The organism is Burkholderiales bacterium (genome assembly GCA_013695435.1).
Lineage (GTDB): Bacteria > Pseudomonadota > Gammaproteobacteria > Burkholderiales > JACMKV01 > JACMKV01.
Genome location: JACDAM010000226.1, coordinates 12,467 through 38,018 on the forward strand (window position 1 = coordinate 12,467; position 25,552 = coordinate 38,018).

Sequence of the window (25,552 nt, forward strand, 5' to 3'; positions counted from 1 at the left end):
CTAGAGGAGAAATCGTGTCGACAACCATGCGGCAAATGCTGGAAGCTGGCGTCCATTTCGGACACCAGACGCGTTACTGGAACCCCAAGATGGCCCCGTATATCTTCGGCCATCGCAATAAAATCCATATCATCAATCTCGAACAGTCGCTGGCCATGTACAACGAGGCGACGAAGTATGTGCGTCAGCTTGCGGCCAACAAGGGCACGATCCTGTTCGTCGGCACCAAACGACAGGCGCGCGAAATCATCCGCGAAGAGGCGTCGCGCTGCGGTTCGCCGTATGTCGATTATCGCTGGCTCGGCGGCATGCTGACCAACTACAAAACGGTCAAACTGTCGGTCAAGCGTCTGCGCGATATGCAAGCCATGGTCGCGGACGGTTCGCTGGAAAAGCTGACCAAAAAAGAAGGGCTCGAATTCCAGCGCGAACTGGATAAGCTCGAACGCAGCCTCGGCGGCATCAAGGACATGGATACGCTACCCGATGCGCTGTTCGTCATCGATGTCGGTTATCAGAAAGGCGCGATCACCGAAGCTGTGAAACTGAAGGTGCCGGTGGTAGCGGTCGTCGATACCAATCACACGCCCGACGGCGTCGACTACATGATTCCGGGCAACGACGATTCGAGCCGCGCCATCCGCCTGTACGCGCGCGGCATCGCCGATGCAGTGCTCGAAGGGCGCTCGCAGATCATCAGCGAAATCGTCGATGATGAATTTGTCGAAGTCGACGATCAGGCAAGCGCCTAGAACTAGCAATTCAAAAACAGCAGGAGCAGGCATGGCGGAAGTTAGCGCGAGCATGGTGAAAGATCTGCGCGAGGCGACCGGCCTCGGCATGATGGAATGCAAGAAGGCTCTGGTCGAATCCCACGGTGACATGCAGGCGGCCGAGCAATTGCTACGCATCAAAAGCGGCGCCAAGGCCGGCAAGGTAGCGGGACGCATCGCCGCCGAAGGGCGTGTCGCAGCTTTTGTCGCTGTCGACCGTCGCAGCGGTGCGCTGGTCGAGGTCAATTGCGAGACCGATTTCGTTGCCAAGGACGAGAGTTTTGCGGGTTTCGCGCAATCGGTTGCCGAAGCAATCGCCGATAGCGATCCATCCGATGTTGGCGCGCTCGCCGACGTCCCGCTGTCGTCTGGCGAATCCGTCGAAGCGGTGCGCAAGGCGCTGATTGCGAAGCTGGGTGAAAACATCAGCGTGCGCCGCTTTGTGCGTCTGGAGACCGAAGGCCGGCTCGCCGTCTATCTGCATGGCGCGAAAATCGGCGTACTGGTCGACTACCATGGCGGCGACGAGAACCTGGGCAAGGATATCGCGATGCATATCGCGGCGATGAAACCGGTTTGCGTCGCCAGGGAAGACGTTCCGGCCGATCTGCTTGCCAGCGAGCGCGCGATTTATACCGCGCAAGCCGCGGATAGCGGCAAGCCGGCCGCGATTCTCGAAAAAATGGTCGACGGCCGCATCGCAAAATATCTGGCGGAAGTGACCCTTCTGGAGCAACCTTTCGTCAAAGATGGCGAGCGCACCGTGCAGCATTTGCTCAAGGCCAGCGATGCGTGCGTCAACAGGTTCCAGATGTTCGTCGTCGGTCAGGGAATCGAGAAGAAAGCCAACGATTTCGTCGCGGAAGTCATCTCCCAGGCGAAAGGCTAGCGATGCTGGTCGCCACTCCAGTCACGACGGCTTACAAGCGCATCATGCTGAAGATCAGCGGTGAAGCGCTGATGGGCGCGGACAGCTACGGCATCAACCGCGCCACTATCGAACGCATCGTTGCCGAAATCGCCGAAGTCGTCGGGCTCGGCGTCGAGGTCGGCATCGTCATCGGCGGCGGCAATATCTTTCGCGGCGTAGCTCTCGGCGCGGCCGGCATGGACCGGGCGACTGCCGATTACATGGGCATGCTCGCAACACTCATGAATGCGCTCGCCTTGCAGGACGCGATGCGCCGCGTGAACCTGGTCAGCCGCGTGCAGTCGGCGCTGCGGATCGATCAGGTCGCCGAACCGTATATTCGCGGAAAGGCGATTCGCTATCTCGAAGAGGGCAGGGTGGTCATTTTCGCCGCCGGCACCGGCAATCCTTTTTTTACGACCGACACGGCCGCCGCATTACGCGGCATGGAAATGAACGTCGACGTCGTGATCAAAGCGACCAAGGTCGACGGTGTCTACACCGCTGATCCGAAAACCAACCCGGATGCTACGCGCTACCGGCGCTTGAGTTTCGACGAAGCGATCGAAAAAAAATTGCAAGTGATGGACGCCACGGCGTTGACCTTGTGCCGCGATCAAAAACTGCCGATCAGCGTGTTCAATATTTCCAAGCCGCGGGCATTGAAGCGGGTGGTCATGGGCGAAGACGAAGGCACACTGGTGCATTGCTGAAAGGGGCCGAACGATGATCGCAGACGTCAAGAAATCCGCCGAACAGAAAATGCAGAAATCGCTCGAGGCGCTGAAGACCGATCTGGGCAAAGTACGCACCGGGCGCGCACACACCGGCATTCTCGATCACGTAACGGTCGATTATTACGGCACGCCGACGCCGATCACCCAGGTCGCCAACGTCAACCTGCTCGACGCGCGCACCATCAGCGTCACGCCATGGGAAAAAAAAATGGGCGCGGCAATCGAAAAAGCGATTCGCGAATCGGATCTCGGGCTCAACCCGTCCACGGTCGGCGAAATTGTTCGTGTTCCCATGCCGGCCCTGACCGAGGAGCGGCGCCGCGATTTGATCAAGGTCGTGCGCCATGAAGCCGAAAATGCGCGGGTCGCGGTGCGCAACATCCGCCGCGACGCGAACGCCGGGCTCAAGGAGATGCTGAAGGAAAAGGCCGTTGCCGAAGACGCCGAACGGCGCGCCGAAGAAGACATCCAGAAGCTGACCGATCGCTATATCGCCGAAATCGATAAAGCGCTGCAGTCGAAAGAAGCCGACCTGCTCGCGGTCTAGATCAGTCGTTGTTTTCAGTCCCACGATAATGAGCGCGCATCCGAGTTCAACAGTCGTCATCCCGCAAACTTCCGGGGTACCCCGCCATATCGCGATCATCATGGACGGCAACGGCCGCTGGGCAAAGCAGCGATTTCTGCCGCGTATCGCTGGTCACCGGCGCGGTATCGAAACCGTGCGCGCCACCATCAAGACCTGCATAAAACGCGAGATCGGCTATCTGACCCTATTCGCGTTCAGCAGCGAAAACTGGCGGCGTCCGGAAGACGAAGTCGTGTTTCTGATGGAGTTATTCGTGCGCGCGCTCGAGCAAGAGGTCGCCAAGCTGCACGAGAATGGCATTTGCTTCAAGGTTGTCGGGGATATGTCGGCGTTCGATCCCTCGCTTGTCGAATTGATCCACGATGCGGAACAACTGACCGCGCGCAATACAAGGCTCGTTCTGACCATTGCCGCCAATTATGGCGGGCGCTGGGACGTGATGCAGGCGATCAATCGCTTGCGCAAAGCACATCCGCACGCACATGAAGATCTGACCGAGCTTGACCTCGCGCCGTATCTATCGATGCATTACGCGCCGGAGCCCGACCTTTTCGTCCGTACCGGCGGCGAGTCGCGCATCAGCAACTTTCTGCTCTGGCAGCTTGCCTACACAGAACTGTATTTCACCGATACGTTGTGGCCGGATTTCGACGCGGCTGCGCTCGATTGCGCAATCAGCGCCTATCGCCACCGCGAACGCCGTTTCGGACGAACCGGCGATCAATTGCGGCAAAACGTTTCGCATTCCCGCGTCACCCCGTCAACCATTCCCGAAAAAACATCGCGCCGCCTCCCGCACAAACAAAATGTTTAAAAAACGGCTGGCGACGGCAGCCGTTCTTCTCGTTATATCTCTTGCCGCGCTGTTTTATTTTCCACACGGTTTCTGGCTGGCGTTCGTGTTTGTTCTGGTCGGAATCAGCGCATGGGAATGGGCGGGATTAGCCGCTTACTCGGGCCCGGTTAAAGTCGCGTACGCGTTAGCGGTACCGGCTCTTTGCGTGGCGGCGGCGCAGGGGCTGGCGCCACTGCAGGCTTCGGTCAAGCTCATGCCATTTGCGCTGGCCTCGCTGTTTTGGGCATTGATCGCGCCGCTCTGGCTCGGGCGCAAGTGGCAAACGCGCCAGCCGCTGGTCCTGGCTTTAACCGGTCTGCTGCTTCTGGTTCCCTTCGGGCTCGGTCTGATCGCGTTGCGCGCGATCAGTCCGGTATTGCTGCTGCAGGTGCTGGGCGTCGTCTGGGTTGCGGATAGCGCCGCCTATTTCGCCGGACGCCGGCTCGGCAGATACAAGCTTGCACCCAGCATCAGCCCAGGCAAGACCTGGGAGGGCGCAGTCGGGGGCGTGATTGCGGTCGCTTTGTACGGAGTGATCTGGCTTGCCAGCGAATACTTTGTCGGCAGTCCGATGCGCGGGCCCGCCGGCCTTTTCGAACTGACCGCGATGCTGCTGCTGGTGCCGGCCAGCATCGTCGGCGATCTTTTTGAATCGTGGATGAAGCGCCTGGCGGCAGTCAAGGACAGCGGTGTGCTGTTGCCGGGCCACGGTGGCCTGCTCGACCGCATCGATGGCCTCACCGCCGCTGTACCCGTGGCCGCGTTCGCCATTCTCTATCTGCGCGCGTTGCCGTAGCCCGACCGATGAAACGGGAAGCGATTGCCATCCTTGGCGCAACCGGCAGCATCGGCGTCAGTACGCTGGCTGTGATCGAGCGTCATCCCGATAAATTCGAGATCATCGCGCTGACCGCGCATTCGCAGGTGCCGCGCCTGTTCGAGCAATGCCAGCGCTTTGCGCCTCGCTATGCCGTCATGCTCGATATCGTCGCGGCCGGGCAATTGCGCGGTCTCGTCAAGCAGGCCAACCTCCGTTGCGAGGTCCTGCACGGCGCTGATGCACTGGAGCAGATCGCCGCCCTCGGCGAAGTCGATACCGTCATGGCCGCCATCGTCGGCGCAGCAGGTTTGCGTTCGGTACTCGCCGCGGCGCGCGCCGGAAAGAAAATCCTGCTGGCGAACAAGGAAGCGCTGGTGATGGCCGGCGCCTTGTTGGTCGAAACCGTGCGCGCCAATAAGGCAAAGCTGTTGCCGATCGACAGCGAGCATAACGCGATTTTTCAGGCCTTGCCTCATGACTTCGCCGGCGATCTCGCCGCCGCCGGTGTGCGCCGCATTCTGTTGACGGCATCGGGCGGGCCGTTCCGGCTGACACCGGCGCATGAACTTGAGCGCGTAACGCCCGATGAGGCTTGCGCGCATCCGAACTGGGTGATGGGGCGCAAAATTTCGGTCGACTCTGCGACCATGATGAACAAAGGCCTCGAAGTCATCGAAGCGCGCTGGCTGTTCAATGCCGCGCCCGGACAGATCGAGGTCGTGATTCATCCGCAAAGCATCGTCCATTCGCTGGTCGAATACATCGACGGTTCGCTGATAGCGCAACTCGGCAACCCGGACATGCGTACGCCGATCGCCCATGCTCTGGGTTTTCCTAAACGCATATCGGCAGGCGTTGCGCCGCTCGATCTGTTCAAGACAGCGCTCGAATTCAGCGCGCCCGACCCGGTTCGCTTTCCGTGCCTGAACCTGGCATATCAAAGCTTGCAAACAGGCGGCTCGGCGCCGGCCATTCTGAATGCAGCCAACGAGGTCGCCGTGGCCGGTTTTCTCGACGGTCGTCTCGGCTTCACGCGGATTCCGCACCTGATCGAAGGGGTGCTGAATGAGGTCGAAAGCAGCCCGCTGACGATGCTCGACGACGCGCTGCACGCGGATTCGCGCGCTCGCGATGCGGCACGGCAATGGATCGCACGCTGCTGATCGATCGCGCCCAAGGAACTAAACTTATGCGCTGCCGGCCAAGGCTGGCGCGCTGCTCGATAACAGCATCGCTGCCGAAATGTCGGAAAGCGATTGCACCGATCGCTAACAGCCTGTGAGTACATAGCTATGCAATTCCTCTTGACCATTGCCGCTTTCATCGTCGCGCTCAGTCTGCTGGTTGTGATCCACGAACTCGGCCACTACCTTGTTGCGCGCGTCTGTAATGTGAAAGTGCTGCGCTTTTCGCTCGGCTTCGGCAAACGGCTTGCGTCGATTCGACGCGGCTCCGACCAGACCGAATGGTCGCTGGCGGCGATTCCACTCGGCGGTTACGTGAAGATGCTCGACGAGCGCGAAGGCGAAGTCGCGGAAGCCGATTTGCCTCGCGCTTTCAACCGGCAGACGGTAGGGCGCCGCTTCGCGATTGTCATCGCCGGGCCGACCGCGAATCTGTTGCTAGCAGTCTTTTTTTATTGGCTTCTGTTCGTCAGCGGCGTGCCCGGTCTGAAACCGGTGATCGCCGCGCCCGCTGCGCAAACACCCGCTGCCATCGCCGGATTCAACGCTGGAGATATGCCGGTTTCCATCGCTGGCGAGCGCGTCGATACCTGGCAGGATGTGCGCTGGCAGTTGATGCGATCCGGTGTCGGGCAGGCTCAGGTCAGCATCGAAGTTGTCGATGCCAATCAGCGAATCGTCGAACGCGATCTCGATGTCTCCGGGATCAGCCCCGATGATCTTGACGCCGATTTTCTGGCGAAGCTGGGCTTCACGCGCCTGCAGCCCGAATTGCCGCCGGTTATCGGTGAGGTGGTTGCAGGCGGGGCAGCCGCGGCCGGCGGTTTACAGAAGGGCGACCGTATTGTTGCGATCAGCGGGAAACCGGTTGCCCAGTGGTCCGAAGTGGTCGCTGCCGTACGCGCCAACCCGGAACGCGCGCTGCAGGTGCAGATCGATCGCGGCGGAACCGGAATGACGCTGACCCTGACGCCGCAATCTGTCAGTGAAAACGGCGCCGGCATTGGACGCATCGGCGCAGCGCCCCAGCTCGATCAGGACGTGATGAAGAGCCTGATGACCGAGGTGCGCTACGGGCCGTTCGAGAGCCTCGGCAAAGCGGTGGCGAAAACCTGGGACACCTCGGTTTTCACGCTGCAGATGCTCGGCAAAATGGTCATGGGACAGGTCTCGCTCAAAAACATCAGCGGACCCATCACCATCGCCGATTATGCCGGTCAGTCGGCGCAGGTCGGCTGGATCGCTTACGTTGGATTTCTGGCGCTGATCAGCATCAGCCTCGCCGTCCTGAATCTGCTGCCGATTCCTTTATTGGATGGCGGACATTTAATGTATTATATCGTCGAAATTATTACCGGCAGCCCGGTGTCGGAGAAGGTCATGGAAATCGGGCAACAACTCGGCATGGCGCTGCTTTTCACCCTGATGGCGCTCGCCATATACAACGATATCAATCGGCTGATCGGCGGCTAAATGCCGGCCCATGGCGGTCCAGCGGATCGGCTGATACTCGATACAACTCATATCGGATGCGGATGAACAGATTACGGCTGGCGTTCTTCGTTTTTTTTTCATCGCTCAGTTTCAGCACAAGTTTCAACGCCCAGGCAATCGAACCGTTCATCGTCAAGGACATTCGCGTCGAAGGCATACAGCGCACCGAAGCGGGCACCGTATTCAGCTACCTGCCGATCAAGGTCGGCGACACAATCGATGACGAGAAGGCCGCGGCCGCGATCAAATCGCTGTATGCGACCGGCTTCTTCAAGGATGTGCGGCTGGAAGCGGAAAACGGCATTCTGCTGGTCATGGTGCAGGAGCGGCCGGCGATCGCTTCCGTCGAAATCACCGGCAACAAGGAATTCGAAACCGAACAGTTGAAGACCGGTCTGAAGCAGGTCGGCCTGGCCGAATCGCGCATTTTCGACAAAGCGTTGCTCGACCGCGCCGAACAGGAGCTGAAGCGCCAATACATCAGCCGCGGCAGATATGGCGCCAGTGTCACGACGACGACGACTCCGCTCGAACGCAATCGTGTCGCCATCAATTTCGCGATCAACGAAGGCGATGTCGCGAAGATCCGCCAGATCAACATCATCGGCAACAAGGTCTTCGGCGAAAAAGAACTGCGCGATGTTTTCATCTTGCGAACGCCCGGGCTTTTTACCTGGTTCACTGATAATGACCAGTATTCGAAGCAGAAGCTGTCCGCCGATCTTGAAAACCTGCGCTCGTATTACCTGAATCGCGGCTATCTCGAGTTTGCGATCGATTCGACCCAGGTTTCGATCACGCCGGACAAGAAGGATATCTATATCACCGTCAACGTTTCGGAAGGACCGAAATACACGGTAGCGGACGTCAAGCTGGCCGGCGAGCTTTTGGTGCCCGAAGAAGAATTGCGCAAACTGATCAAGCTCGAACCCGGCGAAGTGTTTTCGCGTCAGCTCCTGACCGAATCGACCAAACTGATCAGCGATCGTCTCGGCGACGACGGTTACGCTTTCGCCAACGTCAACGCCGCGCCCGAAGTCGACAAAACCAACCAGCAGGTTTCGTTTACGTTTTTCGTCGATCCCGGGCGTCGTGTTTATGTCCGGCGCATCAACGTCTCCGGCAATACACGCACGCGCGACGAGGTGATCCGGCGTGAATTGCGGCAATTGGAAAGCGGCTGGTACTCGGCCGAGAAACTGAATCGCTCGAAACAGCGCGTCGACAAGCTCGGCTTCTTTTCCGAGGTCAACGTCGAGACGCCGGCGGTGCCGGCGACGACCGATCAGGTCGATATCAATCTGAGCGTGGTCGAACGGCCGACTGGGAACATTCTGCTCGGCGCCGGCGTCTCGAGCTCGGATGGTCTGATTCTGAGCGGCTCGATCGCGCAAAACAACGTGTTCGGTTCCGGCAACCAGTTATCGTTGCAAGTAAATAGCGGCCGCATCAACTCGGTCTATTCCATCTCCTACACGAACCCGTATTACACGGTCGACGGTATCAGCCGCGGCTTCGATATTTACCGGCGCGACGTTGATCCGACTTCGCTGTCGGTCGGCAGCTTCCGCACATCGACGCTTGGCGGCGGCGTTCGTTTCGGCGTGCCGATTTCCGAGCGCGATACGGTGAATTACGGCCTCGCGTACGAACGCACCGAGCTCGATGTCTTCGCCGACAGCCCGCAGCGTTTCAAGGATTTCGTGACCACGTTTGGCAACGACAATTCGACCTTGCTCGGCAGCATCGGGTTTACCCGCGATGGCCGCGACAGTCTGATTTACCCGACCAGCGGCTCGCTGCAGCGGATTTCGACGGAAATCGGTTTGCCGGGCGCCGATCTCAAGTACTACAAGCTGTCGTATCAACATCAGAAATATTTTCCGCTGAGCCGGACGTTTACGTTGCTGCTGAACGGCGAACTCGGTGCGGGCGGCGGCTATGGCGACACGCCCTTGCCGTTTTTCAAAAACTTTTTCGCCGGCGGCAATAACTCGGTGCGTGGTTACGACACGAGTTCGCTCGGCCCGCGCGATAACAACGGCGACGCGCTCGGGGGTCGTTACCGGATCGTCGGCAACGCCGAACTGCTGTTTCCGTTCCCCGGCGTGACCGATGACAAATCCTTGCGTATGAGCACGTTCGTGGATGCCGGCACCGTCGATGACAGCTTCAGCTTTTCGGAATTGCGCTATTCGGTCGGCATCGCCGTCGCCTGGGTTTCGCCGGTCGGCCCGCTGAAAGTCAGCATTGCCCAGCCGATCAACGACGAGCCGGGCGACGAGGTGCAGCGTTTTCAATTCGTTTTCGGCACGGCATTCTAATTCGATCAGAACGGATATTCGAGTCGGCAGTTAACAGGAGGTTACCTTGAAACAGATTTTTTCTACGTTCGCAGTAATGGCACTGCTGGCCGGCGGCCCGGCTGCAACGACGGTTTACGCAGCCGACGCCAAGGTCGGTTTCGTGAACACCGAGCGCGTATTCCGCGAAGCGGCGCCGGCGGTCAAAGCGCTGAAAAAGCTCGAGAAGGAATTCGCCGCACGCGAACAGGAGCTGCAGAAAATGGCGAAACAGACCAAGGACCTGCAGGCCGCGCTCGAAAAAGAATCGGTAACGATGTCGGAAAGCGAGCGCCGCAACAAGGAGCAGGATCTGGCGCGCATCAACCGCGATTTCCAGCGCCTGCAACGCGAGTTTCGGGAGGACCTGAATCTGCGCAAGAACGAGGAGTTGGCATCCGTGCTCGAGCGTGCGAACAAAGTCATCCAGACTATCGCCGAAGCCGAGCAATTCGACCTGATCCTGCAGGAAGCGGTCTACAAAAGCTCGCGCATCGACATCACCGACAAGGTCATCAAGGCGCTCGGCGGCGAAAAATAAACGGTAGCGTCAGCACGAGGATCTCGTTCTCGCTCGCGATTTTGTGTTCGCAGCTTACCACTATGCCTAAAGGCTGGCGCCTGGCTGAACTGGTCGAACGCTTCGGCGGGCGCGCGATCGGCGAGGCCGATATCATGCAAGTCGCGCCGATCGAACGTGCCGGCAGCGCGGAACTGACGTTCGTCACCCACCCGCGTTACCGCAAGGAACTCGAGCACACGAAAGCGGCTGCAGTCATTCTGAACGAGGCGCTGCAGGATGCGACGGTGTTGCCGCGTATCGTGTGCGCCAATCCGGCAGCTTACTTCGCGCACGTCGCCGCGTTGTTCAATCCCGAGCCCGCGGCGCGACCCGGCATCGACCCGAGCGCGGTTTTGCATCCCACGGCCATGGTCGCTGCTTCCGCGCAGGTTGGCGCGCACGTTTATATCGGCGCCGATGTCACGGTTGGCGAACATGCGGTCATCGAGGCCGGCTGCGTGATCGGGGATCGCGCCGTCCTGGGCGCCGGTATTCGTCTTTATCCTAACGTCACGGTTTATCACGGGTGCCACATCGGCGCGCGTGCGATTCTGCACTCGGGTGTAGTGATTGGCGCCGACGGCTTCGGCCTCGCCCTCGAGGATGGCCGCTGGCTGAAGATCCCGCAAATCGGCCGCGTCGTGATCGGCGCCGACGTCGAAATAGGGGCCAATACCACGGTCGATCGCGGCGCGATGGACGACACCGTCATCGGCGAAGGCGTCAAACTCGACAACCAGATCCAGATCGGGCACAACGTCCGCATCGGCGCCCATACCGCGATTGCCGCATGCACGGGCATCGCCGGCAGCACGACGATTGGACGCCAATGCCAGATCGGCGGCGCGGTCCGTATTATCGGTCATCTGAACATCGCGGATCGCACGGAAATCTCGGCAGCCTGCGTCATCACCAAATCGATCGATGTCGCCGGTGTCTATGCCGGCTTTTATCCGTTCGAAGCGCATCGCGACTGGCTGAAAAACGCCGCGCATCTGCGCCATCTGAACGAGCTGGTCAAACGAATTCGCGAACTCGAAAGCCGCGTCGACCATTTGCAAGGCGGACAAAAATGAGCGAGATGAATATTCACGAAATTCTCGAGTATTTGCCGCATCGTTATCCGATCCTGCTCGTCGATCGCGTGCTCGAATGCGAGCCGGGGAAGCACATCATGGCCTTGAAAAACGTCAGCATCAACGAACCTTTTTTCGTTGGCCATTTTCCGCATCATCCGGTCATGCCGGGCGTGCTCGTGATCGAAGCGCTCGCCCAGGCCGCCGCCATCCTGTCGTTCCGCACGGCCGGGGTGAAGCCCGACGACAAATCCGTGTATTACTTCGTCGGCATCGACAAGGCGCGTTTCAAAAAACCGGTCAGTCCCGGCGATCAACTGCATCTGCACGTGGAAAGCCTGTGCAATAAACGCGGCCTGATGAAGTTTCGGGCGCGCGCAGAAGTCGCCGGTATGCTGGTCGCCGAAGCTGAACTGCTGTGCACGGTGCGGAGCCTGTAGTGGGCCGCGAGGGCGACCTCATCCATGAGACCGCGATTGTCCAGCCTGGCGCGCGGCTTGACGACGATGTCGAGATTGGCGCTTATACGCTGATTGGCGAACATGTCGCGATCGGTCGTGGCACGCGCATTGGCGCCCACGCGGTGGTCACTGGTCATACGCGCATCGGTCGTAACAATCGCATTTACCATTTTGTATCGCTCGGCGAAGCGCCGCAGGACAAGAAGTACGCAGGCGAACCGACAGGTCTCGAAATCGGCGACGGCAACACGATCCGCGAGTTCTGCACGTTCAACCGGGGCACGGCTCAAGACATCGGCATAACCCGCCTTGGCGACGACAACTGGATCATGGCTTATGTGCATCTGGCGCACGATTGCCAGATCGGCAGCCACACGATTTTCGCCAATAACGCGCAGATCGCCGGCCACGTGCGCGTCGGTGATTATGCGGTTCTCGGCGCGTTTACCGCGGTTCATCAGTTTTGCCGCATCGGCGCGCATTCTATTACCGCGATGGGAAGCATCGTGCTGCAGGATGTCCCGCCGTATGTAACGGCCGCCGGCAACACGGCCGAACCGCGCGGCATCAACGCCGAAGGCTTGAAGCGGCGCGGTTTCGACAGCGAGACCATCAGACGCATCAAGCAGGCGTTCAAAACGCTGTACCGATCGGAACTGAGTCTGGAACAGGCGAAGCAAGCGCTTTCGGCACAACTCGCCGATGCGCCCGAACTCGACATCCTGCTGGAGTTTCTGGCTGATTCGAAACGCGGCATCGTTCGTTAGTTCCGTTAGCGAGAACGATCCGTGAACGCTTCGGCTCCCCTGTGCATTGCCCTGGTAGCCGGCGAAGCATCCGGCGATCTGCTCGGCAGCCATTTGATGTCGGTGTTGGGTAAACATCTGCCCAACGTCCGGTTCATCGGCATAGGCGGGCCAAAAATGCAGGCCGCGGGCCAGCAGATTCTGTTTCCCATGGAAAAGCTGGCGGTGCGCGGTTATGTCGAAGTGCTGCGGCACTATCTGGAAATTATCGGCATCCGCCGCAAGCTGCTCGCGCTTTTGCTGGCCGAGCCGCCGGATATTTTTATCGGCATCGACGCGCCGGATTTCAACCTCGATCTCGAGCTAGCCTTGAAGGCGAGGGGAATTACGACCGTACACTATGTGAGCCCCTCGATTTGGGCCTGGCGGTTCGAGCGCATCGACAAAATTAAGCAGGCGGTGACGAAGATGCTCGTCCTGTTCCCGTTCGAAGCGCCGCTGTACGAGCGCGCCGGCGTGCCGGTCAGTTATGTCGGCCATCCGCTTGCCGACATGCTGCCGGAGAATCCGGACCGCAACGCTGCGCGCGCCGAGCTTGGCGTGGCGGCCGATGCGATTGTCATCGCGCTGCTGCCTGGGAGCCGTCAATCCGAGCTGCGCGCACTGGCCGATGTATTTATCAGGACCGCGCAAAGCGTGGCGAACCGGAAATCCGGCGTGCACTTTCTGGTCCCGCTAGCAAGCGAGGAAACCCGCGATTTATTCGCACGCGCGATGCAGCGTCGTGACACTGCGAATCTTCATCTGAGCGTACTCGAAGAGCAGGCGCACCAGGCGATGATCGCGGCGGACGTCGTGCTGGTCGCATCTGGCACCGCGACATTGGAAGCCGCATTGCTGAAGCGCCCGATGGTGATCGCGTATAAAATGCCTGCGATCAGTTGGTGGATCATGCGGCGCAAGGCCTATTTGCCCTACGCCGGGTTGCCGAATATCCTGTGCCAGGAATTTGTCGTGCCGGAATTCTTGCAGCAGCACGCGACGCCGTATAACCTGAGCCGCGCACTGCTGGATCTACTGAACGACGAAGGCGCACGAAGCCGCATCGCGCGGAAATTTTCGGAACTGCATGGCATATTGCGGCAGAATACCGCGCACAAAGCGGCGGAAGCGATTCTGCCGCTGCTGCGGATATAACCCCGGTTACGGACAGGCGAAATTTCTGAGACGCCGATGATCGTTCACCGTTATTTGAACCTGTTGTGCGGCGTCGACGAAGCCGGCCGCGGCCCATTGGCCGGACCGGTTTTTGCCGCTTGCGTCGTGCTGCATCCTGCGCGAAAAATCGATGGGCTCGCCGATTCCAAAATTTTGAGCGAGCCCCATCGTGAGCGCCTGGCGATCGAGATCAAGTTGCATGCCCTGGCATGGGCGATCGCCGCGGCAACGGTCGAAGAAATCGACAGCATCAATATTCTTCGCGCCAGCCTGCTTGCCATGAAGCGCGCAATCGCGCAGATTCCGGTGCTGCCCGCCGAAGTCTGCGTCGATGGTCTGCATTGCCCGGAAATCCTGTTTCCGTCGCGGGCGATCGTCAAAGGCGATGCTTGCGTGCCGCAGATTTCGGCGGCGTCGATACTTGCCAAAACAGGCCGCGATGCCGTGATGCGCGCAATGCATATTCGCTATCCGCGGTATGGCTTCGATCAGCACAAGGGATACGCCACGCATGAACATTTGGCGGCTTTGCGCGCGAACGGCGTCTGCGCCATTCATCGTCGAAGCTTTGCGCCGGTGCGTGAGCTTCTTTTTCCAACGCCGCGTTCGACCGAGCTGCCTTTCTAGTCATGTTCTTGCAAATCGCGCTTTCCGTGCATCTGTTCGGCGCCGTGATCTGGGTCGGCGGCATGTTCTTCGCTTATTTTGCCCTGCGACCGGCAGCGGGAAAGACTTTGGCGCCGCCGCTGCGCCTGCCGCTGTGGGCGGCGACATTACAACGCTTCTTTGCCTGGGTATCCCTGGCTATCGTCCTGATCCTGGCAAGCGGGATCGCGATGATTATGCTGCTTGGCGGCTTTGGCGCGGTCGGGATTCACGTGCACGCGATGCTGGCTATCGGCGTTGTCATGATGGCGGTGTTTGCCCATGTCTACTTTGCGCCTTTCAAAAAACTGCGCCGCAATGTAGAAGCGCAGGATTGGCAAGCGGGCGGCGACGCGCTGGCGCAGATACGTAAACTCGTCGCGCTCAATCTGGCTTTGGGGTTTTTGACAATCGCAGTTGCGACGCTGGGTTCGGCGACGCCCTAGCCGAATTCGGCGATCAGTCGTTTCAGTGCGGCGCGTTCTCGTGCTGGAGTAACCAGCGATCGCCGCGCGCTGCCTTGTTTCTGCAGCAGCCGATAAAACCCGGCGTCGAACTCTACCCGTTCCAGCAGGGTGGCCAGGGCGCGCGCATCTTCGAGCGGAAAATACCCGGCGTAATGGCTGCCCAGCATGCCGATGTTGCCGGGAATGCGCGATGCGATGACCGGCACCCGGGCCGTCAGCGCTTCGGTGACTACGTTCGCGCCGCCTTCCATGCGCGAGCTGATAACAAGTACCCGCGCCCGCGCCAGGATGCGGCGCGCAGCCCAATGCGGCAGCTCGCCGAGCCAGCGGTAGCGCGGCTCGCTGCGCATGAATTGTTTCGCTTCGTCCGCGAACGAAGCGGATAAGGCCCCGCCGATATGCGTGACAAGAATTCGACTTTCGTCGGTCAGGTAGCGCAAAGCAAGCGCTGCCCGGAACGGATCTTTCTCCTCGCGCAAATGGCCGCTGACGCAAATTTCGAAGCTGCGCTGTAAAGGTTTGGGCGCGGTTATCGGCCTGGTCGACTGATAGATGATGCGGGTTTTGTCGCGCAAAGCGGGCGTGAGCTCTCGCCCGCCCTGGTCTTGCAGCACGATCAACCGGGTAGCAAGCCGCAGCGATTGGCGTGCCTTCTCGTCGGTGCGAATATCGCGATAGAGGTCGGTCCCGGTCAGCACAACGACCAACGCCCGTTCCGGAAACGCCATGGCGAATTCGCTGATTGAAGCATGGCTTTTGCGCGCGTGCAGCGCAATCATCAGATCGGCCGTGCGTCGATCCCAGCAGGTTTGCACGGCTACGCGATGCCCGGCTTCGCGCAGGAATCCGGCCCAGCGATTCGCGGTCGCGCGATTGCCGAGCCGCGAGCGAGCGCCAGCCGGTGTAATCAAGACAATTTTCAATGAAAACGAATCGGCTTAAACTAGGGCCTGTTTACACTCATTCCATGCGCCCGTCTCTCCCTCGCCCCTTTGGGTTATCCCCCAGAAAGTCCGCATGCGGCGTTGCGGCTCCTTGCGAGGCAATAAGCATCGCTTCATCGCCGCGCCTTGCCTGCGGACTTTCTAGGGCAGACGCGCATGGAAATGAGGCACGCATGGAGTGAGTGTAAACAGGCCCTGATGACAGTAAGCTGCACCGAAGCAACCGCGCCACGAAGCAGCGGCATCGCAATGATCGCCGGACTATAGCAGAACCGCACCCCGCTTATGGACAGGCCTGACAGCGACTATCTCAAACGGATTTTGCATGATGGCGCCGCGCGCATCGTCGACATGATCGCGGATTTCGACGGACACCAACTGCTAGGCCCGCGGCTTCCGACCGTCAATCCGCCGTTGTGGGAGCTAGGACACCTGGCGTGGTTTACCGAACGCTGGTGCCTGCGCCATCGCGGCCGCGATGGGTTGGCGCCAGCGCTGATCGCAAATGCCGACGCCTTGTACGACTCTGCGGCGGTCGCGCACGCTACGCGCTGGGATTTGCCGCTACTCGATATAGACAAAACGCGAAATTATTTATCCTCCGTCATCGAGCGCGTAAGTGAGCGCCTCGACAACAACGATGTCGCGCATGATCTGCCGTACTTCGCGCAACTCGCTACCTACCATCAGGACATGCATGTCGAGGCATTTTTCTACACGCGGCAAACGCTCGGCTATACGAGACCACCGTTGCCTGTAAAACCTTGCCGCAAAGCCGGCGCATTCCCGGGCGATGTCGAGGTGGCCGGGGGGAATTTTCTGCTCGGCGCGGCGCCGGTCGATGGCTTCGTTTTCGATAACGAGAAATGGGCGCATGAAATCGTTCTCGAACCGTTTTCGATCGCCCGCGCTCCGGTTTCCAACGCCGAATATCTGGCTTTTGTCGAAGACGGCGGTTACGCGCGCCGTGAATGCTGGTCGGCGGAAGGTTGGGAATGGCGCGGCAGGATGAACGCGATATCGCCGGTTTACTGGATTCACTGCGACGGTGCGTGGATGCATCGGGTGTTCGACGAAGTGCTCGCGCTGAATCCCGACGCGCCCGTGTTATTCGTCAACTGGTATGAAGCCGATGCCTGGTGCCGCTGGGCTGGTCGGCGTTTACCGGGCGAAGCGGAGTGGGAGAGGGCGGCCGCCGGTGCAATGGAGCCTGCCGCGAGCAAGCGCCGCTATCCATGGGGCGATGAAACCCCGAATGACATGCACGCCAATTTCGACGGCATGACGGATGGATGCGCGGACGTTGCCGCGTTCGCCGCGGGCGATAGCGAAGCCGGTTGCCGCCAGATGCTCGGCAACGTCTGGGAATGGACGGCGGACTGGTTTGCGCCCTATCCGGGTTTTGTGCGCGACCCTTACAAGGAATATTCGGAACCATGGTTCGGAAATCACAAGGTCCTGCGCGGCGGCTCCTTCGCGACGCGTTCGCGTCTGATCCGCAACACCTGGCGCAATTTTTATACACCCGATCGGCGCGACGTGCTGGCTGGTTTTCGCGCATGCGCGCCCGTAATCCGCAGCCGAGCGGCTTGATTTGTCATTCCCGGGCAACACGGAAAATCCAAGGCATAGACATGCCGGATTTTCGGATCGCGCCGGCGAGGCCGCACGCGCATCCGGAATGACATCTTTTGATGCGCTCGATGAAGCGCATTAGCTCGCGCACCAATCCGTTTTTCAAAAACCTGCTCAAACTTGCGCATTCTTCGCGCGAGCGCAGAAAGTCGAACCTCACGCTGCTCGATGGCGTGCATCTGATTGCGGCCTATCGCGAACACATCGGCGCGCCGCGGAGCTGGATCGTCTGCGACAGCGGCGCGGACAACAGCGAAATCAAGCTGATGCTCGATGAAGCGCGACCGCTCGAAGTGTTCGTGCTTGCCAATGGGCTGTTCGCGGAAATATCGTCCGTCACGCCCGATGTTGGCATCGTTGCGCTTATTCCCACGCCTGCGCCGGTTGCGCCAAGATCCGATGCCGATTTCTGCATTCTCCTCGACGGCATCCAGGATCCCGGCAATCTCGGTTCTATCCTGCGCTCCGCCGCCGCGGCAGGCGTCAGCGATGTCATGTTATCGAAGCAATGCGCATTTGCGTGGTCGCCGCGTGTGCTGCGCGCGGGAATGGGCGCGCATTTCATGTTGAAGCTGCACGAACACGCCGATTTGCTCGATTACGTTGTCCGCTATGATGGGAAGATAGTCGCGACGTGCGCCCGCGCGGAACAAACGATTTTCGAGATCGACCTGAAAGGCAAGCTTGCTCTGCTGATCGGCAACGAAGGGGCGGGAATTTCCGACGCGCTGCTGCGAATCGCAAGCCAGCGCGTCGCGATTCCAATGCCCGGTAAAACCGATTCGCTGAATGCCGCAGCGGCTGCCGCGGTTTGTTTGTTCGAGCGGGTGCGGCAAACGAGAAAACAGCAGTCTGGGTGAAGTGACACTAACCTGGGCTTGCGGCCGAGACCCGATTGCGGGTTCCAATCGGGTGTCTGCTGCTCGGCTCCCACAATGCTCGAGTGCCCGCTCTCCAGGATGGAACGCGTGGGTGTCGTATTTGTTTATCCAGTTGGATCAAACGAGCCCTTCAAGTACCTGCACCTCTACCATTTCGCCCGCCGCGACTTTTCCCTGCGCCACCGGCAGAACGATGAAGCAATTCGCCTCGCTCATCGAACGCAGAATCCCCGAGCCCTGTTCGCCGCTCGCAAGCACTGTCCATTCGCCATTCGCGTCTTGTGATAAAAATCCGCGTTGAAACTCGGTGCGGCCGGGCGCTTTCTTGAGATCGCTGGCGCAACGCACCTTAAGCAGCGGCAAGGGGGGGGCGGGATCGCGGCCCATGAGCACGAGCAGCGCGTCGCGGACGAATTGGTAAAACGTGACCATTACTGAAACCGGATTGCCCGGCAGACCGAAGAAATGCGCGCTACCGATTTTGCCGTAGGCGAGCGGGCGGCCGGGTTTCATCGCAATTTTCCAGAAAACCACTTCGCCCAGACGATCGAGTAGTTCCTTGACGAAATCGGCTTCGCCGACCGACACGCCACCGCTGGTGATGACGACATCGGCCATCGCGGCCGCATCGCTGAAAGCTTTTTCGAGCAGCGCCGGGTCATCGCCAACGACGCCCATGTCGATGGTTTCGACGCCGAGGCGATTCAGCATGCCCCAGATCGTGTAGCGGTTGCTGTCATAAATCTGGCCTTCTTCGAGCTGACTGCCTATCGTTCGCAGTTCGTCGCCGGTCGAAAAAAAAGCCACACGCAGTCGCCGGTAGACGGTAAGTTCGGCGACGCCGAGTGATGCGATCAGGCCGAGTTCGGCGGGCCGGATCAAGGCTCCGGGGCCGAGAGCCGTTTGCCCCTTGCGCAAATCTTCACCTGCGCGGCGGAGATTCTGGCCACGGCGATGGCCGCTACCGAACGTGACACGATCGCCTTCGGCTTCGGCATGTTCTTGCATGACGATGGTATCCGCACCCGCCGGAACCACCGCGCCGGTCATGATACGCACGGCTTGGTTCTCCCGAAGATCGTCACGGAATGGAACGCCCGCGTAAGCCGTGCCTGCAATTTTCAGAATCGTCTCGCCATTGGCATTCAGATCCGAAAAACGTAGGGCATAGCCGTCCATCGCCGAATTGTCGTGCGCCGGAACATCGACCGGCGAAATGACCGGCGCCGCCAGAACGCGGCCGAGTGCTGTGCGCAGGGCAAGTTGTTCAGTGCCGGCGACCGGATTCAGGAACTCGCGAATCAGCGCGCGCGCCTTATCGACCGGCAACGAGTTCGGGTCGTAATCGTCAGCGCAGCTCAAATCCCGGATTGGTTGTTTCATCGGATTGCCTGTTTTCGAAAATCAAGATTCTAGCGGAACGGCGAGCCGCGCCAAAAAAAACAAAGGGATGCGCTGCCAGAGCAGCGGTCATCCCTTCGCGAGTGATGAAGCAGATACACGCTGCGTCGGAGCAGCGGAAGAAACTAGGGCGCGCGGTAACCGATGCCGTGTTTATTGTAGATGCGCTTGACGGTGCCGTCGGCGAGCATTTGCCGCATGCCTTTTTCGAGGGCGGCAGCGAGTTCGGTGTTGTCGTCCTTGACTGCGAGGCCAAGTTTCCAGCCCTGTATAGCGAGACCCGCATTGGAACCTGGCTAACTTTGTAGCCATCTTTCGCCGAGCCCAGGCTCGCATCGAGCTCGGAACGCGGCGCCATCACAGCCGCGACCTCGCCGTTGCGCAAGGCTTTTACGGCAAGGGCAGGGCTGCGGAAATGCACGACATTGCTGCGCAACCTGCCGCTAAAGGCTTAAAGCAAATATATATCGGAGACCGTTTCCAGTTCGACGCCGATTTTTCCTTGGCGAAGATCTCGAGATTGGGAAGCGTCGGAATGCTTTAATCAGGCGATGGCATGGTACTTGCGCGGGCGATGGAGGATAATATGCACCGCAAGTCATAGTTCGCCACAAGTTCGTCTGAAATTACCAAGGAGGAGTCATGCAGAGGGCGCTACATTTAAACCCGGATAAATGCACGGGTTGCCTGCAATGTGAAATGGCCTGTTCTTTCGAAAACGAAGGCGTGTTCAATACCGCGAAATCGCGCATCAAGGTTTTTGAGTTTCACCATTACGGCCGCAAAGTTCCCTACACCTGTACCCAGTGCGAGGAAGCGTGGTGCATGCACGCGTGCCCGGTCGAGGCGATCAAGATCGATGCGACAACCGGCGCCAAGTTCGTGCTCGACGACATCTGTGTCGGCTGCAAGGTCTGTACGATTGCGTGCCCGTTCGGCACCATCAACTACAATCACGATACCGGCAAGGCGCAGAAATGCGATTTGTGCTTCGGCAATCCGGCGTGCGCTGAAGCGTGCCCGACCGGCGCCATCACTTACATCGATTCCGACTGGACCGGCCTCGAGCGCATGCAGGCGTACGCTGCCAAATCCGATAACGAGGGCGTTGGCGCCCAGCCCGCACAGGCTTGAATCGAGGAGAACATCATGGCATGGCATAAACAAGTATTACGCGTGAATCTGACCGATGGCACCTGCAAGGCCGAGCCGCTGAACATGCAATGGGCACAGGATTACCTCGGCCAGCGCGGCCTCGCCAGTAAATATCTGATCGAGGAAATCGATCCCAAAATCGATGCGCTGTCGCCGCAGAACAAGATCATTTATGCGACCGGCCCGTTGACCGGCACCATGGCGTCGACCGGCGGCCGCTACTCGGTGATTACCAAGAGTCCGTTGACCGGCACCATCGCGTGCTCGAATTCCGGCGGCTACTTCGGCGCGGAACTGCGTTTTGCCGGCTGGGACATGATCATCGTCGAAGGCAAAGCCGCCAAGCCGGTGTATCTGCATATCGAAAATGAAAAGGTCGAACTGCTGCCGGCCGATGCACTCTGGGGCAAAACCGTTTGGGAGACCGAACCCTGGATCAAGAAAAAACATCAGGACCCGCTGACGCGCGTGACTTCGATCGGCCGCGCCGGCGAAAACCAGGTGCTGTACGCGGCGATCGTCAACGATCTGCATCGCGCCGCCGGACGTTCGGGCGTGGGTGCTGTGATGGGCGCGAAGAACCTCAAAGCGATCGCGGTGCGCGGCACGAAAGGCGTGACCAATATCGCCAATCCGAAAGAATTCATGAAAGCCACGTTCGCCGGCAAGAAGATCCTCGCCGATAACGCTGTCACCGGCCAGGGCCTGCCGAAATATGGCACGCAAGTGCTGATGAACGTGATCAACGAGATCGGCGCTTCGCCGACGCGCAATCACCGCGACGTGCAATTCGAAGGCGCTTCCAAGATTTCGGGTGAGGCGATGCACGAGATACGCGCGACCGACGGCAAGGCGAATCTGGTAACGAATCAGGCGTGCTTCGGCTGCACCATCGCGTGCGGCCGCATTTCAAAAATCGACGAGACGCATTTCTCGGTGCAGAACAAGCCCGAGTACTGGGGCGCATCCGGCGGGCTCGAATACGAAGCGGCCTGGGCGCTCGGTAATGCCAACGGCGTTGACGACATCGAGGCGCTGACATTCGCCAACTTCCTCTGCAACGAAGACGGTTTCGATCCGATTTCGTTTGGCGCGACGGTCGGCGCAGCAATGGAGTTGTTCGAGATGGGCGTGATCACCGAAAAAGATACCGGCATTGCAGCGCCATTCGGCTCGGCTGAAGCGCTTTGCAAATTCGCCGAATGGACAGCGCGCGGTGAAGGCTTCGGCAAGATACTCGCGCTGGGCTCGAAGCGCATGTGCGAAAAATACGGCCACCCGGAATTGTCGATGACCGTGAAAGGCCAGGAGTTTCCGGCTTACGATGCGCGCGGCATTCAGGGCATGGGCCTGGCGTATGCGACCGCGAATCGCGGCGCATGCCACCTGCGCGGTTACACGGTTGCATCGGAAGTGCTCGGCATTCCGGTCAAGACCGATCCGCTGGTCAGCGACGGCAAGGCTGAGCTGACGAAGGCGTTTCAGGACGCCACCGCGGTCGTCGATTCAGCCGGGATTTGCGTGTTCACGACCTTCGCCTGGACCTTGAACGACATCCAGCCGCAGTTGCAGGCGGCATGTGAAGGCGACTGGTCGATGGACAAATTGAACCTGATGGGCGAACGCATCTGGAACATGGAGCGCGAATTTAACAACGCCGCCGGGTTCACCGAGAAGGACGACACGCTGCCGAAACGGCTGTTGACCGAAGGGGCGAAAACCGGTCCCGCCAAAGGCAAAGTCAACGAGCTCTCGAAAATGCTGCCGGAATACTACAAAGTCCGCGGCTGGACGCCGGAAGGCAAGCCGACCCCGGAAACGCGTCAGCGGCTCGGGCTTTAACCGACCGGATCAGTTAAGCCTTCCCCTTGACGGGGGAAGGTTGGGATTGGGTGTGCCCCCGAAGCGCTTCGCGTGTTGCTCCACAGCAGGCATCCGTTTCTACTCGAACCGATATACCAATCGTCCATAGCATTCCGAGGCTTAAACATGAACCACGTCATCATCGGCAACGGGCCAACCGGCATCATCGCGGCCGAAACCCTGCGCAAGGAAGATCCTCAATGCACGATCACAGTGATCGGCGATGAGCCCGAGCTGCCGTATTCGCGCATGGCGATTCCCTATTATCTGATTGGCGGCATCGACGAACGCGGGTTGCATTTGCGCAAGGATGAACAGCATTTCCGCAATCTCAAAATCGATCTGATCGATCTACCGGCCACGCGCGTCGATGCGGGCAAGCGCCAAGTGTTATTGAAGGATGGCCAGAAGCTCGATTACGACAAGCTCCTGATCGCGACAGGTTCGAAACCTGCAAGTGCGCCGATTCCGGGTATCGATCTGCCGGGCGTCCATAGTTGCTGGACCCTGGATGACGCTCGGCACATCGCAAAGATCGCCAAGCCTGGCGCACGCGTCGTGCAAATGGGCGCCGGCTTCATCGGCTGCATCATTCTTGAAGCGCTGGCGTCGCGCGGCGTCGAGTTGACGGTTATCGAAATGGGCAACCGCATGGTGCCGCGCATGATGACTGACGGAGCCGGCTCCCTGATCAAGAAATGGTGCGAGAAAAAAGGTGTCAAGGTTTACACCGCGACCAAAGTTACGGCGATCGAGAAAGCCGAACCGAAGGCGCAGGCTGGCGGTCCGTTGCGAGTGAAGCTCGATAACGGCAAAGTGCTCGACGCCGATCTCGTCATCAGCGCAACCGGCGTGCGGCCGAACATCGAGTTTCTCAAGGGCACGGGCATCAAAACGGAGGCTGGTGTGCTGGTCGATGCCGACATGCAAACGAATATCCCGGGCATCTATGCGGCGGGCGATGTCGCGCAGGCCACCGAATTCAACACCGGCCACCGCATCGTCAATGCAATCCAACCGAATGCGGCCGATCAGGCATTGGTTGCCGCGCGCAATATGGCCGGCAAAACCACGCGATCGCAGGGCACGATGGCGATCAACGTGCTCGACACAATGGGCCTGATTTCGTCCTCGTTCGGGCAATGGATGGGTGTCGAAGGCGGCGATCACGCCGAACTGACGGATGCGGAAAATTTCCGCTACCTGCGGCTTGAATTCAAGGATGACGTTTTGATCGGGGCGACTTCCCTCGGCTTGACCGAACATGTCGGCGTCATCCGCGGGCTGATTCAAAGCCGACTCCATCTGCGCGAGTGGAAAGAGCTGCTGATGCAGGATCCGACGCGCTTTGTCGACGCTTACATCGCACGTTCGCAAGGCAGCGAGGAACTCGCAGCCCGGCCGTAGCTGGCTCGTGTTACGCTGCACCCATGAAAATCAAGTTGAAGTTGTTCGCCACGCTGACCGATTATCTGCCGCAGCCCGCCAAAAAAAATGAGATAGAGATTGAGGTCGCGGCAAATGCGACGGTCGGTTCGGTCATCGAGCGGTATAATCTGCCGCCGAAGCTAGTGCATCTCGTTCTCGTCAACGGCCTGTATATTTATCCGCACGACCGCACTACCCAGAATTTGAACGAGGGCGACGCGCTCGCGATCTGGCCGCCGATTGCAGGCGGTTAGACGGTAGCACACCAGCCCATCTCCTGGTTCGGCACATCAGGTGTATCGCATCCATCAAATCGACGAATAATGCCCGCGGTTTTGGTGATCAATCCGAAAGGCGGCTCCGGTAAAACAACGCTGGCGACCAATCTCGCAGGTTACTTCGCGTCGAGCAACGAATCGGTAACGCTGTGGGATCTCGACCGTCAGCGTTCGGCGCTGAACTGGCTCGACATCAGGCCTTTGGCATTGCCGGCGATCCGGCAGCTCACGGCGAACGAGGAAGACGCGCCCAAACCGCGGAATCAACACGAATGGCTGGTCCTCGATTCCCCGGCCGGGATACACGGCAAACGTTTGACGCAAATGCTGCGGCTGGTCGACAAAGTCATCGTACCGGTGCAGCCTTCGGTGTTCGACATGGCGGCGGCGCGGGATTTTTTCGAGGTACTGCGGGAAGAGAAAGTCATCCGCAAGCACAAGGCTTTTGTCGCGATCGTCGGCACGCGTGCCGACCCGCGCACGCGTGCCGCCACCACCCTGGCTGCATTTCTCGAACAATTCGATCTGCCGGTTTTAACGCATTTGCGCGATACGCAAATCTACGCGAACGCGGCGTTTACCGGCCGCTGTCTGTTCGACTTGCCGATCTGGCTTAACGAGCGCGACGCTGAACAATGGCAACCGCTTATTGCGTGGGTGCGCGAACAGCCGACGGTTTCCGCTTGACGCCGAAACTGCCCGTTCGAGCTTGTCTTTAGGGCCTGCTCACACATAAATCATGCCCCGCTTTGCCCCCAAACCGGGATGATCACGCGAAGCGGGACCCTCGTGAAGGGCCATTCCCTTCACAAGGGTCCGCGACAAAGTGAGCGCCCGGTTTGGGGTAACCCGTAGGGCTTTGGTCTGGCGGGCGCGCTGCCGCGTTGGCCGTCGCTTGCAGGGAACGGCCCTGCGGTGCGCCGTCCGCCTCGCATCGCATCCCGCGAGACCAAAGCGCGGGGCATGATTTAGGTGTGACAAGCCCTGGCCACGAAGTGCCCCCCATAAACCGATTCGTGGCAAAATGTCGCATCGGTTGTACCCTGAAATCTCCTTAAAGGATGCCAATGGCTAAACCCAACTACGCGTTCGCGAAACGTCAGAAAGA

At 59.5% G+C, this 25,552-nt stretch carries 26 protein-coding genes; 23 read left to right on the forward strand and 3 right to left on the reverse strand.

Features of this window, described 5'->3' with window-relative positions; all coding sequences use genetic code 11:
* Positions 1-14: 14 nt before the first annotated feature.
* The 16 genes from rpsB (at position 15) to H0V78_11370 (ending at position 14,838) form a co-directional block, all read left to right on the forward strand.
* Positions 15-752 carry a 30S ribosomal protein S2 gene (gene rpsB, locus H0V78_11295; protein ID MBA2352335.1) on the forward strand — a complete coding sequence of 246 codons (738 nt, stop codon included), beginning with the start codon at positions 15-17 and terminating at the stop codon, positions 750-752.
* Positions 753-783: 31 nt separating this feature from the next.
* Positions 784-1,662 carry an elongation factor Ts gene (locus H0V78_11300; GenBank protein MBA2352336.1) on the forward strand — a complete coding sequence of 293 codons (879 nt, stop codon included), beginning with the start codon at positions 784-786 and terminating at the stop codon, positions 1,660-1,662.
* Between the two features lie 2 nt (positions 1,663-1,664).
* Entirely contained in the window at positions 1,665-2,396 is a 732-nt protein-coding gene (locus H0V78_11305) for a UMP kinase (GenBank protein MBA2352337.1), read from the forward strand.
* Positions 2,397-2,409: 13 nt separating this feature from the next.
* Positions 2,410-2,967 carry a ribosome recycling factor gene (gene frr / locus H0V78_11310; GenBank protein MBA2352338.1) on the forward strand — a complete coding sequence of 186 codons (558 nt, stop codon included), beginning with the start codon at positions 2,410-2,412 and terminating at the stop codon, positions 2,965-2,967.
* A 28-nt stretch (positions 2,968-2,995) separates the two neighbouring features.
* Positions 2,996-3,823 carry a di-trans,poly-cis-decaprenylcistransferase gene (gene uppS, locus H0V78_11315; GenBank protein ID MBA2352339.1) on the forward strand — a complete coding sequence of 276 codons (828 nt, stop codon included), beginning with the start codon at positions 2,996-2,998 and terminating at the stop codon, positions 3,821-3,823.
* Positions 3,816-4,640: a phosphatidate cytidylyltransferase gene (locus H0V78_11320; protein MBA2352340.1), complete on the forward strand. Its 825-nt coding sequence runs from the start codon at positions 3,816-3,818 to the stop codon at positions 4,638-4,640. Before uppS ends, H0V78_11320 begins: the two co-directional genes overlap by 8 nt.
* An 8-nt stretch (positions 4,641-4,648) precedes the next feature.
* Positions 4,649-5,827 (forward strand): 1-deoxy-D-xylulose-5-phosphate reductoisomerase, encoded by a 1,179-nt coding sequence (locus H0V78_11325; GenBank protein MBA2352341.1) that lies wholly within the window; start codon positions 4,649-4,651, stop codon positions 5,825-5,827.
* A 129-nt stretch (positions 5,828-5,956) separates the two neighbouring features.
* The gene (gene rseP / locus H0V78_11330; protein MBA2352342.1) at positions 5,957-7,321 is read left to right on the forward strand and encodes an RIP metalloprotease RseP; all 1,365 of its coding nucleotides are present in this window, start codon (positions 5,957-5,959) and stop codon (positions 7,319-7,321) included.
* A 56-nt stretch (positions 7,322-7,377) separates the two neighbouring features.
* Positions 7,378-9,666 (forward strand): outer membrane protein assembly factor BamA, encoded by a 2,289-nt coding sequence (gene bamA, locus H0V78_11335; GenBank protein MBA2352343.1) that lies wholly within the window; start codon positions 7,378-7,380, stop codon positions 9,664-9,666.
* Between the two features lie 76 nt (positions 9,667-9,742).
* The gene (locus H0V78_11340; protein ID MBA2352344.1) at positions 9,743-10,225 is read left to right on the forward strand and encodes an OmpH family outer membrane protein; all 483 of its coding nucleotides are present in this window, start codon (positions 9,743-9,745) and stop codon (positions 10,223-10,225) included.
* 62 nt (positions 10,226-10,287) lie between these two features.
* Positions 10,288-11,322: a UDP-3-O-(3-hydroxymyristoyl)glucosamine N-acyltransferase gene (gene lpxD, locus H0V78_11345; GenBank protein ID MBA2352345.1), complete on the forward strand. Its 1,035-nt coding sequence runs from the start codon at positions 10,288-10,290 to the stop codon at positions 11,320-11,322.
* A gap of 5 nt (positions 11,323-11,327) precedes the next feature.
* Positions 11,328-11,762: a 3-hydroxyacyl-ACP dehydratase FabZ gene (gene fabZ, locus H0V78_11350; GenBank protein ID MBA2352346.1), complete on the forward strand. Its 435-nt coding sequence runs from the start codon at positions 11,328-11,330 to the stop codon at positions 11,760-11,762.
* Complete coding sequence (gene lpxA, locus H0V78_11355; GenBank protein ID MBA2352347.1) at positions 11,762-12,550, forward strand: acyl-ACP--UDP-N-acetylglucosamine O-acyltransferase; 789 nt, start codon at positions 11,762-11,764, stop codon at positions 12,548-12,550. The genes fabZ and lpxA overlap by 1 nt, the downstream gene beginning before the upstream one ends.
* Before the next feature lie 39 nt (positions 12,551-12,589).
* Entirely contained in the window at positions 12,590-13,726 is a 1,137-nt protein-coding gene (gene lpxB / locus H0V78_11360) for a lipid-A-disaccharide synthase (protein ID MBA2352348.1), read from the forward strand.
* Between the two features lie 36 nt (positions 13,727-13,762).
* Positions 13,763-14,374, forward strand: coding sequence for a ribonuclease HII (gene rnhB / locus H0V78_11365; protein MBA2352349.1), 612 nt, complete (start codon positions 13,763-13,765; stop codon positions 14,372-14,374).
* 8 nt (positions 14,375-14,382) lie between these two features.
* Positions 14,383-14,838, forward strand: a complete 456-nt coding sequence (locus H0V78_11370) for a CopD family protein (GenBank protein MBA2352350.1) — start codon at positions 14,383-14,385, stop codon at positions 14,836-14,838.
* On the opposite strand, the gene H0V78_11375 is transcribed toward H0V78_11370, so the two are convergent.
* Positions 14,835-15,782 carry a TIGR04348 family glycosyltransferase gene (locus H0V78_11375; protein ID MBA2352351.1) on the reverse strand — a complete coding sequence of 316 codons (948 nt, stop codon included), beginning with the start codon at positions 15,780-15,782 and terminating at the stop codon, positions 14,835-14,837. The two genes, H0V78_11370 and H0V78_11375, sit on opposite strands and share 4 nt — an antisense overlap.
* A 372-nt stretch (positions 15,783-16,154) precedes the next feature.
* Here H0V78_11375 and egtB point away from each other — a divergent pair, with 372 nt between their 5' ends.
* Complete coding sequence (egtB, locus tag H0V78_11380) at positions 16,155-17,396, forward strand: ergothioneine biosynthesis protein EgtB (protein MBA2352352.1); 1,242 nt, start codon at positions 16,155-16,157, stop codon at positions 17,394-17,396.
* Between the two features lie 110 nt (positions 17,397-17,506).
* The gene (locus tag H0V78_11385) at positions 17,507-18,298 is read left to right on the forward strand and encodes an RNA methyltransferase (GenBank protein ID MBA2352353.1); all 792 of its coding nucleotides are present in this window, start codon (positions 17,507-17,509) and stop codon (positions 18,296-18,298) included.
* A 138-nt stretch (positions 18,299-18,436) separates the two neighbouring features.
* Here H0V78_11385 and H0V78_11390 read toward each other — a convergent pair whose 3' ends face one another.
* The gene (locus H0V78_11390) at positions 18,437-19,702 is read right to left on the reverse strand and encodes a molybdopterin molybdotransferase MoeA (protein ID MBA2352354.1); all 1,266 of its coding nucleotides are present in this window, start codon (positions 19,700-19,702) and stop codon (positions 18,437-18,439) included.
* 143 nt (positions 19,703-19,845) lie between these two features.
* Complete coding sequence (locus H0V78_11395) at positions 19,846-19,992, reverse strand: transporter substrate-binding domain-containing protein (GenBank protein ID MBA2352355.1); 147 nt, start codon at positions 19,990-19,992, stop codon at positions 19,846-19,848.
* 370 nt (positions 19,993-20,362) lie between these two features.
* Between H0V78_11395 and H0V78_11400 the strand changes: the two genes are divergently transcribed.
* The 5 genes from H0V78_11400 to H0V78_11420 all read left to right on the forward strand — a co-directional run bounded on the left by H0V78_11400 (position 20,363) and on the right by H0V78_11420 (position 25,131).
* Entirely contained in the window at positions 20,363-20,854 is a 492-nt protein-coding gene (locus tag H0V78_11400; GenBank protein ID MBA2352356.1) for a 4Fe-4S dicluster domain-containing protein, read from the forward strand.
* 15 nt (positions 20,855-20,869) lie between these two features.
* A complete protein-coding gene (locus H0V78_11405) occupies positions 20,870-22,717 on the forward strand; it encodes an aldehyde ferredoxin oxidoreductase family protein (GenBank protein MBA2352357.1) in 1,848 nt (615 codons plus the stop codon).
* 147 nt (positions 22,718-22,864) lie between these two features.
* Entirely contained in the window at positions 22,865-24,145 is a 1,281-nt protein-coding gene (locus H0V78_11410; GenBank protein ID MBA2352358.1) for an NAD(P)/FAD-dependent oxidoreductase, read from the forward strand.
* Positions 24,146-24,168: 23 nt separating this feature from the next.
* Positions 24,169-24,420, forward strand: a complete 252-nt coding sequence (locus tag H0V78_11415) for a MoaD/ThiS family protein (GenBank protein MBA2352359.1) — start codon at positions 24,169-24,171, stop codon at positions 24,418-24,420.
* Positions 24,421-24,489: 69 nt separating this feature from the next.
* Positions 24,490-25,131 carry a ParA family protein gene (locus tag H0V78_11420; GenBank protein ID MBA2352360.1) on the forward strand — a complete coding sequence of 214 codons (642 nt, stop codon included), beginning with the start codon at positions 24,490-24,492 and terminating at the stop codon, positions 25,129-25,131.
* The last annotated feature ends 421 nt before the right edge of the window (positions 25,132-25,552 follow it).